Annotated in this window: 11 protein-coding genes; 3 read left to right on the top strand and 8 right to left on the bottom strand. The window is 26.5% G+C overall.

The window, feature by feature from the left end; all coding sequences use genetic code 11:
• Window positions 1–224: 224 nt before the first annotated feature.
• Window positions 225–1,256, top strand: a complete 1,032-nt coding sequence (locus ACUSRV_RS04795) for a hypothetical protein (protein WP_490140784.1) — start codon at window positions 225–227, stop codon at window positions 1,254–1,256.
• A 53-nt stretch (window positions 1,257–1,309) separates the two neighbouring features.
• Here ACUSRV_RS04795 and ACUSRV_RS04790 read toward each other — a convergent pair whose 3' ends face one another.
• Together ACUSRV_RS04790 and ACUSRV_RS04785 are read right to left on the bottom strand one after the other, a co-directional pair.
• Window positions 1,310–3,295, bottom strand: a complete 1,986-nt coding sequence (locus tag ACUSRV_RS04790) for a fructose-1,6-bisphosphatase (protein WP_490140783.1) — start codon at window positions 3,293–3,295, stop codon at window positions 1,310–1,312.
• Between the two features lie 198 nt (window positions 3,296–3,493).
• Complete coding sequence (locus tag ACUSRV_RS04785; protein ID WP_490140782.1) at window positions 3,494–3,667, bottom strand: hypothetical protein; 174 nt, start codon at window positions 3,665–3,667, stop codon at window positions 3,494–3,496.
• Window positions 3,668–3,835: 168 nt separating this feature from the next.
• Between ACUSRV_RS04785 and ACUSRV_RS04780 the strand changes: the two genes are divergently transcribed.
• A complete protein-coding gene (locus ACUSRV_RS04780) occupies window positions 3,836–5,464 on the top strand; it encodes a recombinase family protein (protein ID WP_490140781.1) in 1,629 nt (542 codons plus the stop codon).
• Between the two features lie 62 nt (window positions 5,465–5,526).
• Here ACUSRV_RS04780 and ACUSRV_RS04775 read toward each other — a convergent pair whose 3' ends face one another.
• The 5 genes from ACUSRV_RS04775 to ACUSRV_RS04755 form a co-directional block, all read right to left on the bottom strand.
• Window positions 5,527–7,218, bottom strand: coding sequence for a MutS-related protein (locus tag ACUSRV_RS04775; protein ID WP_490140780.1), 1,692 nt, complete (start codon window positions 7,216–7,218; stop codon window positions 5,527–5,529).
• Between the two features lie 194 nt (window positions 7,219–7,412).
• Window positions 7,413–8,384 carry a DMT family transporter gene (locus tag ACUSRV_RS04770; RefSeq protein WP_490140779.1) on the bottom strand — a complete coding sequence of 324 codons (972 nt, stop codon included), beginning with the start codon at window positions 8,382–8,384 and terminating at the stop codon, window positions 7,413–7,415.
• A 186-nt stretch (window positions 8,385–8,570) separates the two neighbouring features.
• Window positions 8,571–9,290: a protein kinase domain-containing protein gene (locus ACUSRV_RS04765; protein WP_490140778.1), complete on the bottom strand. Its 720-nt coding sequence runs from the start codon at window positions 9,288–9,290 to the stop codon at window positions 8,571–8,573.
• A 4-nt stretch (window positions 9,291–9,294) separates the two neighbouring features.
• Window positions 9,295–9,756, bottom strand: a complete 462-nt coding sequence (locus ACUSRV_RS04760; protein ID WP_490140777.1) for a zinc ribbon domain-containing protein — start codon at window positions 9,754–9,756, stop codon at window positions 9,295–9,297.
• Window positions 9,757–10,132: 376 nt separating this feature from the next.
• Window positions 10,133–11,071 carry a DMT family transporter gene (locus tag ACUSRV_RS04755; RefSeq protein WP_490140776.1) on the bottom strand — a complete coding sequence of 313 codons (939 nt, stop codon included), beginning with the start codon at window positions 11,069–11,071 and terminating at the stop codon, window positions 10,133–10,135.
• 850 nt (window positions 11,072–11,921) lie between these two features.
• On the opposite strand from ACUSRV_RS04755, the gene ACUSRV_RS04750 reads away from it, so the two are divergent.
• Window positions 11,922–12,827 (top strand): PhzF family phenazine biosynthesis protein, encoded by a 906-nt coding sequence (locus tag ACUSRV_RS04750; RefSeq protein ID WP_490140775.1) that lies wholly within the window; start codon window positions 11,922–11,924, stop codon window positions 12,825–12,827.
• A 205-nt stretch (window positions 12,828–13,032) separates the two neighbouring features.
• Here ACUSRV_RS04750 and ACUSRV_RS04745 read toward each other — a convergent pair whose 3' ends face one another.
• A complete protein-coding gene (locus ACUSRV_RS04745; RefSeq protein ID WP_490140774.1) occupies window positions 13,033–13,194 on the bottom strand; it encodes a hypothetical protein in 162 nt (53 codons plus the stop codon).
• Window positions 13,195–13,255 lie beyond the last annotated feature (61 nt).

The raw sequence follows: 13,255 nt of genomic DNA, 5'->3' as shown, positions 1-13,255 counted from the left end.
TGTGTTTAAATTTGAAAGATAAAGTTTTGTCAATGTCGATTGATAAGGAACTAACAATTAAAATAATGTAATCATAAATAAATGTTAATCTTTTTTATAAATTTTTTATAAAAACACCCCCTTAATTTTTTAAATTATAAACGTATTAATCAGTGCACTACATAAATATACAAATTATTACATTTTTTACTTAATATAGTAATTTACAACTAGGAGGAATAGATTTGTCGAGAGTTGCAAAAAAGAAAAGGGAAAATAAAAGAAAAAAGAAAGCTATAATTAAAAAAGGTATTATTTTCACAATAACTTCAGGGGCGTTATTAGCTGGATATAATTCAGCAACAGCATTACCTAATGAACATAATAAAACAATGGAAACTTCTAAGGTTCAAGATATAACTTTTAGTAGTGACACTATTGATACAAATAAAATTTCTGAACTTAAAGTAGCTAATCCTATAATAAAAGATTCAAATATAAGTGAAAAAACTATAGATAAAGTAGTATATAAGGTTGAAATTAGCGATAACTTAACTAAAAGCAAACCTATTGAATCTAGTAAAAATTTAAAAGTTGCAGAAGTAGATAATATATTAGAAAAACTAAAAATAAGTGGTTATATTAACTTTAATGGTGAGGGAGATTTTGTATCTCCAGTTGATATTTTTAATGGATCTAAAATATCTATATCCGATAGAATAAATCCTGAAAAAATAGTTACAAAAGAAAATGAAGAATCCATATTTAATCCATTACAAATTACAGGAACTGAAGTTATGATAGTTGATAACAATTTATATAAATTAGATATAGATGATTATTCTACTATTTATTATGAGAAAGTTGAAGATAAAGCTACTATAAATCTATTTAAAAAACAAATAAATAGAGCTAATTCTTCAGTTAGTGTAGTAGAAGAATATACTAATCTCAAAAGGGTTCAATCTAATCTTAATGAACTTGAAATAACAGGAATAGACCTAGAAAAATATGATATTGAAGCTTTAGGTATGGACTTAAACTTTGCTCCAATATTATTATCTGAAACATATAACGATACCTTAGGTAAAGTTACAGCTAAGTATTCAGGACAAATGTATTATGGAGATGAAGTTTTTATAGTAACTGACAACAATAATGAAGTTGAGGGTATATATACTATAGATAATTTCAATAATTCCCAACTAAAAAAGATTAAAAGTTCTGCTAGTATATCAAATATATTAAAAAAGTATGAAGAAAAGAGAATATATTAATATTAAAAGACCCATAGAACTGATAAGTTATCAGTTCTATGGGTCTTAGTTTCCTACATTTCTTTTATTAAACCTTTTCTATATGCTAAAAGTAATAATTTTAAATCATCTATTTGATTTTGAATATCGATTCCTATATCAGTATCTCTTACACGTCTTCTTTTTTGCTGATGTTCTACAACTACTGTAGTAGAAAAAATATCACTTTCCTCTACAATAGCTTCTTCTGCAGATGCAAAAGGTTGATGTGATACTAATTGAAGACTATATGAATTATATATAAGGGTATATCCTGCTGTACCTGTTTTTTTCTGATAAGCCCTTGAAAATCCACCGTCTATTACTAATAATTTTCCATTAGCTTTTATTGGACTTTCACCTTTTTTTAATTCTACTGGGACATGACCATTTATTATATGCGATTCACTTGGATTTAAACCAAATTCATCAAATATCATATCACACATTTTTTCATCATCTCTCAATTTAAAGTATGGATTTTTGTTTTCTTTATGAGTTTCTTTTTCTTCTATAAAGTATCTTTCAAAAGTAGTCATATCATCTTTTCCAAATAATGGTGATGCCGATCCTGTCCATAAATACCACATAATATCCATTCCATAAGATTTTTGTGGAGTATTTTTCTTATAAAAATACCCTTCTCTAGTTAAGGTATCCAGTTTTTCTAATAGCTTTTTACCCATATATTCCTTACCTTGGATTTTCATACTCATAAAAGACCCATCTTCATTTAATGGAATACAACCATGGAATAGTAAATTTGAATTAAATTTTAAGTATATACTTCCTTTTGAAAATAAAAACGCAACATGCTTTTGTAACTTCTCACTATTTACAAATGAAGATGCCAATTTTTCTATTAAAATACTCTCTTCTTCATTTAGTTTACATGGATTTTTAGGATCTATAGTTGGGAAATTTGTGTCTTTTAATTTGTATATTTTTCCTTTAAGTGATATAGTGCCTTCATCAAAATTTATGTTATTTAATAAAATACGATGGTCCATATTAAACTCAGGTCTTCTTTTTATTGTTTCACTTTCAAGCTTGAATTGTATTATAGATATAGCCTTATGCATCTTAGCAATCAATGATATTTCTGTACTGCTAACATCTTGGTTTGATATTTTTGGCACAAAAGCTTCACAAGGGTCATCTTTATATGTTTTTAATGCAAATGTAGCAAGAGGTAGTAAATTTATTCCATATATATCTTCTACTATATCTAGGTTTGCATATCTAGCTGATATTCTTAAAGCATTAGCTAAACAGATTCTCTCACCTGCCGCAGCCCCCATCCAAAGAATATCATGATTTCCCCATTGTATATCAACAGAATGATAATCCATAAGTGTATCTACAATTATATCTGGTCTTGGACCTCTATCGTAAATATCACCTAATATGTGTAATCTATCCACTACTAGTCGTTGAATAAGCTTGGATAATGCTATTATAAATTCTTTTGCTCTGTCAATTTCTATTATAGTACTTATTATTCTTTCATAGTACTCATGCTTATGTTCTCTACCAAAATCTTCATGCATTAATTCTTCTATTATATATCCAAAGTCATCAGGAAGTAACTTCCTAACTTTAGATCTTGTGTACTTAGAAGAAGCATATCTACAAAGTTTTATAAGTCTATATAAATTTATTCTATACCACTCATTTATATTTTCTTCTTCTTTTAATACTATCTCTAACTTTTGCTCTGGATAATATACAAGTGTAGCTAAACTCTTTTTTTCACAATCTCTGAGTGAATCTTCAAAAATTTCTTCTATTTTTCTTTTAACAACACCTGAACCATTTTTAAGCACATGAACAAAAGGTTCATGCTCTCCATGTATGTCTGTTAAGAAGTGTTCTGTCCCTTTTGGCAAATTTAGTATTGATTCTAAATTTATTATCTCTTTAGAAGCTTTAGCTATAGTTGGATATTGCTTTGATAATAGTTTTAAATACTTTAATTCTCTTATAATTTCATCATCTAATACATCTATGTGTTTTTTCATTTTAACCCCCTAAGTATTCATTAAAATATTCATAAGTTTAAATACTAAGCTTATTTAAAGTTTATTATTATATACTAACATTATAACATTAAACAAAATTTGAGTATAATATTTCATCACTATAATTATTAATTTATTAATATAACATCTTAAATATTAAAAGACATATAGGACTGAAAGTTTCTCAGTCCCATATATCTAACAAGTTTTCTTTAATTTATCAAGTAGTTCATCATAAATATATTCTATTTGTTCTTCGGGAAATGTATTTATTCTGTCAATGATAATTTGTATTAAAGCATTTTCCATTAAATCTTGAATCATTAGTTCATTATCTGGAATCTTTAAAACAACTTCAAGGTTTTCTTTCATAACTACCACTCCCCTATTCTTTAAATTATGAATGTTCTATCTTGTACTATGCATATCTATTAATTTTAGAACAAAAATAAAATTTTTATCAATTAATCATAATCTTACTTTTATAATAATATCTCATTTAATATAACTAATTCTTTCTAGCTTTTTATATTAAATGAGGTGATTTGTCTGAAAACCATTGCTATATATTCACGTAAATCAAAATTTACAGATAAAGGTGAATCTGTACAAAATCAAATAGATATTTGTAAACAATATTGTAATAACCACTTTCCAGATTCAACATTTGTTATTTATGAAGATGAAGGGTATTCAGGTGGAAATGCTAATAGACCCAAGTTTCAACAAATGTTAAAAGATGCACAGAAAAAGAAATTTGATTTATTAATATGCTATAGACTTGATCGTATAAGTAGAAATATATCTGATTTTTCTAGTATAATTGACCTTCTTGAATCTAATGATATATCTTTTATATCTGTCCGTGAGCAATTTGATACTTCTACACCTATGGGAAGGGCCATGATGTATATAGCATCTGTATTTGCCCAACTAGAAAGAGAAACTATTGCAGAAAGAATTAAAGATAATATGTATCAACTAGCTAGATCTGGTAGATGGCTTGGTGGTCAAACACCTACAGGATTTAGAAGCGAACCTATAATGTATTATGATAGTGAAATGAACAAGAAGAAAATGTTTAAGTTATCCCCTATTAAAGAAGAACTAGATATAGTAAAAATTCTTTATAAAAAATATATTGAGTTTAGGTCTCTAACTAAGCTTGAAAGTTGGACCTTAGAAAATAGAATTTCAACTAAAAATAATAACGACTTTGATAAAAGTTCTTTAAAAATAATACTTACAAATCCTGTGTATTCTACAGCTGATGATATTTTATATGAATATTTAAAAGAAAATAAATGTGATATTGCATCCTCTAAAAATGAATTTGACGGTAGCCATGGAATTATGGTTTACAATAAACATGATGAAAGTAATAAAGGCAAAATAAAGCGTAAAAACAAAGTTGAATGGATAGTTTCAATAGCCAAACACAAAGGTATTATTTCATCTAAAGATTGGATATTAGTTCAAAGTATTATAGAAGAAAACTACGAAAAAGCACCTAGACAAGACACGGGTACATTAGGTTTGATAACTCCTCTACTTAGATGCAGCAAATGTGGTTCTAAAATGAGGGTAAGTATATATAGAAAAAAAACTAGAACTCACTATTACTATAGGTGTCTAATGAAAGAACATTCTAAAGGAACTAGGTGTGATATTGCTAATTTAAATGGATATTTGGCAGACAAGTCAGTTATTGATGAGATAAAGTCTATAAATTTTAGAAAAGAAAGCATGTATTCTAAGCTCAATAATAATAGACAATCTATTGAGAAATCATCTAAAAATGTAGAAAATAAAAGATCTGATCTTGCAAAGGAGCTAAATGATTACAAAAAATCAATTTCTAACTTAACATTACAATTATCTCAAAATCAAGACTCTTCAGCTTCTAGGTATATAATAGCTCAAATTGAGGAATTTGATGAAAAAATAAGTAAAGTAAAAGAAGAAATTGAAAAATTTAATAATGATAAAGAAACTCTTTTACTTGAAAAAATGGATATTGATTTATATATAGATTTACTAAATAATTTTTCTTCTAATATAGATAATTTACCTTTTGAAGAAAAGAAAAAATATCTTAATCAGCTTGTTGATAAAATTATTTGGGATGGAGAAAAATTAGAAGTGTATATCTCTGGATATAATAATTAACTATAAAACACAAATTAGGGAGCTATTTATACTAGCCCCCTAATTTGTGTTTTTTATTTATTTCAATTACTATTTTCTAACTCACTCCATACACCAGTGTTTAAGAAATTACTTGCTCTCTCTTCAGCCCTTTGTACTATATCCTTATCATAACCCATAAATTCTAAAAGTTTTATGGCATTTCTTGTTTGAGTACGTCCAGGGTGCAATTTATAATCAAAGGTAATTCCATTATCTGTAATGTACTCTTGAAAATGATAATTTTTAAAGTTATTTTCAAGTATATATGTAAGTTCAATATCGTGTGTTGCTGCAATACATATGCAATTACTATTACCTAAATGCTTTAATACTTCACAAGATGAAGATATTCTCTCTACAGTATTAGTACCCCTTAGTATTTCATCTATAAAACACAAGCAAGGGATTTCATTGTTAATACTATCTAAAATTCTCTTTAGAGATCTTATCTCAACCATATAATAACTTTCATTGCTGAAAATATCATCTTTTAAAGCCATTGAGGAATAAATTTGGAAATAAGAAGACTTATATTCTCTTGCAAAACATGTGTATATAGTTTGTGCTGTAATTGCATTTACAGCTAGTGTTTTTAAAAAAGTAGATTTACCAGAAGCATTAGACCCTGTAATCAAAACTGAACTTGAAAAACTATCGCAATTAGACACAGGATTTTCAACAAAAGGATGATATATATCTATAAACTCTAAATGATTATCACTAATTTTACTACTATTTGTTAATACAGGCTTAGTATAGTAATCTAGGCTTTCTCTATATGATGCAATTGAAATATACGAATCTATACTTCCTATAAATTCATATATTGCTTTAATATCTTCTTTGTTATTTGAGACTATATGTTTTATTTTCTCAAATTTTATTACTGACTTAAGAAAAAACATATTTAAGTATTCACCCATCATCATAGCATCACTTATAGTAGAATATGCAACAGGATTAAAGCATTTGCTCCTAATTCCCTTTACTTCATTAATATTTCCATCTATTCTTGGAAATTGAGCTTTTATTTCTTCTATATTTAACTTTTGTATTTTTTTTGTGCAATTTACTAATGAAATTATATACATAAAAGCTTCTATATCATAACCACTTCTACGTTTTATTTTGTTATTTAAATATGCATTAAAAAGTAAAGATGCTATAAATAGTATTAACCCATATTTACTTATTATTGTTAATAATAAAGCTCCTATAGGAATTAAGGATAACGCCCTATATAACAACAAATTGCTAGAATGATATTCTATTTTGTTGTAAAAATAGTCCGAAACATTTACATATCCTATTTTACCAACCTTTGCAATATTATATTGTAGCTCAACTCTATGTTTCTCATTAGTTTGGAAAAATTTAATAAGATTATCTCTTTCTTTAAGTTTAACATCGTTATATATTGGCATTCTTAGAATATTATATAAAACTTCCTCTCCAGCAGAGCTTTGAGTATAATTCATATTAAGAAATATCTTATCCATATTTGTATCATTCCATGTAATATCATCAATAAAAAATTCTTGCTCCGATTTTTTATTATTAAAGTAACTAGCTATTCTTTTCATATCTGCTTTGATATCTTTTGTATTTCTTTTTTTCCCAAAGTTCTCGTCTATCTCTTTCTTTGCATTTTTTAGATACTTAAAATAATTATACAGAGAATAAATAGTGTATAAAGATAAAGAACCTAATATGTATATAACAATCTCAATCATCTAACTTCTCCTTTAGCAATTAAATATTATAACAGCATTTCAAGGGCTTATATATTTGAATCTGATATTCATATTATAGCATGTTATATTGTTTATTTTTCAATAATCTCTGGCAAGATTAATTATTGTGTACAAAAAATAAAGCCATTAAGTTTATTCTAAAAGATTAAACTTAGTGACTTTAACTTATATGTTTATTCAACGTATTTACTATCTACATTTTCTAGTTCTTGATCAGTATCAGCAACATATTCTAATTCTTCATAAGTATATTTATCTTCACTTACATCATTCTGTTTAATAACAGCTATTAAAGCAGCTATAATCATCAATATTACACCTAATAATTTTATTAAAGAAAAATTCTCACCTAATAATATCCATCCTATAATTACTGAGCCTACTAATTCACCAGATGCTAGAATACCAGCTATTGATAAATCTATGTTTTTTCCTATTCCCTCAACATAACATATGTAAGCACCTGCTGCAGATATACTACCTAATCCTATTATATACGGTAAAACAGTAAAATTAGCTGTATGTATTATTTCCAACGGCTTTGCTAATGGCATCATTAGTATTGCTCCAAATAAAAATCCATATAGTAATATAGTTGTTGCACTACACTCATTTAATGCTTTTTTACTTATTATAGACATAATTGCATAAGTTATAGCTGATAAAATACCTAAAATAAGTCCTATGCTACTTAAATTAGATAAGTCTAGACTACCTCCTGTAACTGCCAATGTTGATCCTGTAAAACAAATAATCAAAGAAAGAATCTTATTTTTATTTAAACTTTCTTTAAATACTATTTTAGAAAATAGTGCTAAAAATACAGGTGATGTATAAAGAAGAATTGCAGCTACAGATACCCCTAAACTATCCATAGCCTTAAAGTAAAATAAGTTAAATCCAGCTTGAGATATAATTCCGATCATAACACAATATATTAATATAGTTTTGTTAATATTTAAAATTCTTGGATTTTTTATCATGCTATATATTAATAATACTAAAAAGCCAATGAATAATCTTATAAATGCTACTTGCTCTGGTATAAATCCTTCTGTCATCAATCTATTTCCGAATAATCCTGTTGTAGACCACAAAATTCCTGCTACTATTACTAATATATACCCTTTCATCTTTTCTTTCATTTCATACCATCCTTAATAACCAATTTTATAGTGTTTTATGTAAATTACTTATATTCAAAGTAAGTCTATATTCTAATTATATGCTATCATAGATCGATAAGAAGATAAATCTATAAATAAAAAGACCCATAGGGCTTATATCTTACAGCTCTATGGGTCTTATTTTATTAGATAATAGTCATAATTTTAAACACTAAATGCATCTATAAAATCTATTTGGATATCGTAAGCATTTTCATATACTGGTTCTAGGCCTAGTAATTTTTTCAAAAATAGTTTTTGCTTAATTGTTAGTGTCAATTCTTCATACCATGGCAACTTTTTATGATTTTCTTTCCCTTCATATGAAGAATAAAGTAAATATAGTAAAAAATCCCCTAGATAAGAAAAATCTAAATTATAAGGATATTTATTGTTATCTGCCCACCTTGCCAAACCAAAATCAATAAGATATACTTCTTCTTTATCTATCAAAACATTGGGAATTCTAATATCTCTATGAACAACGCCATTTTCATGAATATATTTTATAATCTTAATAAGCTTAATACCTATATTTAAAATTTCTTCTTTAGTGAATTTTTGATTATACTTAAAGATCAAGTCTTTTACAGTATCTCCATTCTTAAATTCTAAAACAAACCCATAAAAACCTTTTTCATTTATGACGCCTAAAAGCTCTGGTATTCTTTTATCACTGAGATTTGATAGTATAACTGCCTCATATACGTTTCTTTCTCCATACTTTTTCAAAATACCTGGTTTAAACTTCTTTATAACAACCTTCTCTTCCATGTCTGATTTTGCAATAAAACACAATCCATATCGGCCTTCGCCAATAGGTCTTTCAATTATATAATTACCAAATTGTTTACCAGAATATTTTAGTTTTTTATTTAACAACATAATTTTAATCGTTTACTTTCTTCCCACATTTAAGACAAAATTTTGCACCTGGAGGTAATTTCTCACCACAACTCATACAAAATAATGCATTACTAACTTTTTGACCGCATTGTAAGCAGAATTTTGAACCAGCTGGTATTTGATGGTTACAGCAACTACACATCATAGAATTTTGATTTGGTGAGTGTTGATTATGTATAGTTGTATTAGGATAGTGATTTTTATGGTTGCTGTGAGACCAACTTCCTGAAGTAATTATGCTAAGTAAGTTTCCTAAAGTACCTTTCTTTTGATAGTGGTTACTTCCATAATGTCCATTTTTATTATATTTTCCATGTGAACTACTTCTTGAAGCAATTATATTTAATAAATTTCCTAGAAGACCTTTCTTTTTGTAGTGGTTACTTCCATAATTACCTTTTCTATAATGATTTCCCTTTGATGACCTTGATGAAAAAAAACTCATATTCTATCCCTCTTTCTTTTTATTGTTTTAAATAAAAGTTATCATTAACAACTGATTTATGTACTTTTTTATGTATTGTAAAAAAGGTACTCTATGAGTACCTTAATATAATAAAATATTATACTAAACTAGAATAGATTTCAATATCTTATATTTATTTTATATATTCTATAAATCAATCTAAAATTGATAACAGATTAAACTTAATTTAATAGATATTTTTTTATTTTACAATACAAATTTATATAGCATAATTATAAAATAATGTCACAATATGAAGGTCAAATTTAACAATCCATATGAAATAAATAAGATAAAACTTTTTAAATTAAAGAGTAAATTTAATAGTGTGGAAGAATCATAATAATTGTGGCTCTTAATCAATACCAACAACATATTCTAAATCTTCATAAATGGCTCCGTCTTCACATGTATCAGTCTGCTTTATAACAACAGCTATTAAAGCAGCTATCATCATGAACATTACACCTAATAATTTTATTAAAGAAAAATCCTCACCTAATAATACCCATCCTATAATTACTGATACTATTAATTCAACAGATGCTAAAATACCAGCTATAGATAAATCTATATTTTTTCCTATTCCTTCTATATAACATATATAAGCTCCTGCTGTAGATATACCACCTAACCCTAGTATATACGGTAAAATATTAACATTAGCTGTATTTATTATTTCCAAAGGTTTAGCTAATGGCATCATTAGTATTGCTCCAAATAAAAATCCATATAATAATATAGTTGTTCCACTACACTCATTCAATGCTTTTTTACTTATTATAGACATAATTGCATAAGTTATAGCTGATAAAACACCTAAAATCATTCCGACACTACTTAAATTAGATAAGTCCAGATTCCCGCCTGTAACTGCCAATATTGATCCTATTAAACAAATAGTCAAAGAAAGAATCTTATTTTTATTTAAACTTTCTTTATATATTATTTTAGAAAATAGAGCTAAAAATACTGGTGATGTATAAAGAAGAATTGCAGCTACAGATACCCCTAAAGTATCAACAGCATTAAAGTAAAATAAGTTAAATCCAGCTTGACATATAATTCCGATCATAACACAATACACAAATATAGTTTTGTTTATAATTAATATTCTTGGATTTTTTATAATGCTATATATCAATAGTACTAAAAAACCTAAAAATAATCTTATAAATGCTACTTGCTGTGGTATCAATCCCTCTTCCATCAATCGGTTTCCAAATAATCCTATTGTGGACCACAAAATTCCTGCAATTATTACTAATATGTACCCTTTTGTCTTTTCTTTCATTCTAGACCCATCCTTAATAATTAATTTGTTAGTTATAGTGTTTTATGTAAACTGCTTGTTTCAAAACTATCTGAACCTATATCCACATCATATGCTACCATAAATTTATTAAAATATAAATATATATATCAAAAGACCCATAGGACTAGTATCTTATAAGCCCTATGAGTCTTCATTATTTTAAATAATAGTGATAATTTTAAACACTATATGCTCCTATAAAATCTATTTCAATCTCGCTAATACTTTCATATACTGGCTCTAAGCCTAAAATTTTTTCAAAAATAGTTTTTGTTTATTTGTTAGTGTTAATTCTTCATACCATGGCAATTTTTTATGACTTCTTTTCCTTCAAATGAAGAATAAAGTAAATATAGTAAAAAATCCCCTAAATAAGAAAATTCTATATCATAAGGATGTTTATTATTATCTGCCAATCTTGCCTAACCAAAATCAATAAGATATACTGTTTCTAATTTTATTTCCTTATACTATATCTTTTTTCTATTATCTCTAAATTATAGTAATTCTTTATTAATTAACATTTTGTCATTCAGGGGACATAGCAGAGGCTATACACCCTAAATGGCAAATCACAAATTAATATATATTAAAAAATAAGATTTTTTTAAAATACAATCTAAATATATCTACTAACTACTAAAATCTTAAATTTTATCTATTACCTAAATAATTATACTATATTTTTAATATACTAATTTAATATATTTACTGCTATGATTACAATGTAACTATAAATATAAAAGGGAAATATTTGAAATGGGTGAACAAAATCAAGTTAGAATAATAGCAGTTGCTGAATGCAACTCTAGTTGGAAGGGGAGATAACATGGATATAATTAAAAAATTTTGTGTTATAAATAGTTTCACATATAATGGACAAGGAGGAAATGCAGCAGCTGTCTTTAGTGATATAGGAGAGTTAGATGGTTATATTATGCAAAACATTGCTCGCCAACTTAATTTAGTTGAAACAGTATATATTAGCGAAAGCAAAGAACAAGGAATAGATTTTGATATTAGATATTTTACTCCAGAAAATGAAGTTTCAATTGCAGGACATCCTACGGTTGCTGCATTTATTGCACTTGTAAAGGAAGGAAAAATAAATCCTATAATAAAAGATATATATTTAGTTAAGACAAAAAATGGAATAAAAGAAGTTACTGTTGAGCAGAATGAAAAAGATATTTTTGTTAAATTGAAACAACAAAAACCAAAGTTTGGGCTAATAATTGAGGAAAAGAACAAAGTAGCTAAAGTTTTAGGTATTAGTGAAGATGATATAATGAGTAATTTACCAATGCAATGTATTAATACCGGATTAGGTCACTTGGTTGTACCTATAAAATCTTTCGATGGATTAATGAAAGTTAAAAGGAACATAAATCAACTAAAAAGTCTATGTGATTCTATTGGTGTAAGGGAAGTACAAGCATTTTGCTTTGAAACTAAAACTGATACATTTGATATACATACAAGAAATATATGTCCAAGAGAAGGAATTGAAGATGCAGCATGTGGAATTGGAAATGCAGCATTAGGTGCATATTTGCTAAATAACTATTATATTGACAGAAAAAGCCTATCAATAAATGCTGAGCAGGGATATATAATTAAAGTTCCATGTGCAATTAATATATATGCTTGTAGAGTTGGTGGAGATATTGAAGTACAAATTGGAGGTACAGGTAAAGTAATAATTGAAGGCAATTTTATTGTAAGCAATATTTAAGTACAAAATTTGCACGTATGGTTTTTTGCCAAAAATATCATTAAAGTTAATAAAATATTTTGGAACTGATGATAATCAGTTATACCTCTATTTTTTACCTAAAAAATAAGTGACCTCAATTAGGTCACTTATTTATTCTATCGTATAAATCTATAAATAAAAGGTAATGTAATTCCTAAAGATGATATAACAAATAAAAAATCCACTATTTTATAGCTTTTTTTAAATTTCTTTTTAATATACCAACTATACAAAATACTATCCCACAAATCCCTATAAGTACAAATGTTGATTTACCTAGTATTACTGCGGAAATAGTACACATTAGTACAACAAAAAGTAATACATGATAAAAAATAACAACCAAAACCAGCACCCCTTATACAATTAATATATTAATCTACACTACCCCTAGAGTAGATATTAAT

The sequence above is a fragment of the Sporacetigenium sp. TC11 genome, assembly GCF_058146105.1.
This window is presented reverse-complemented; position numbering and strand designations above follow the sequence as displayed.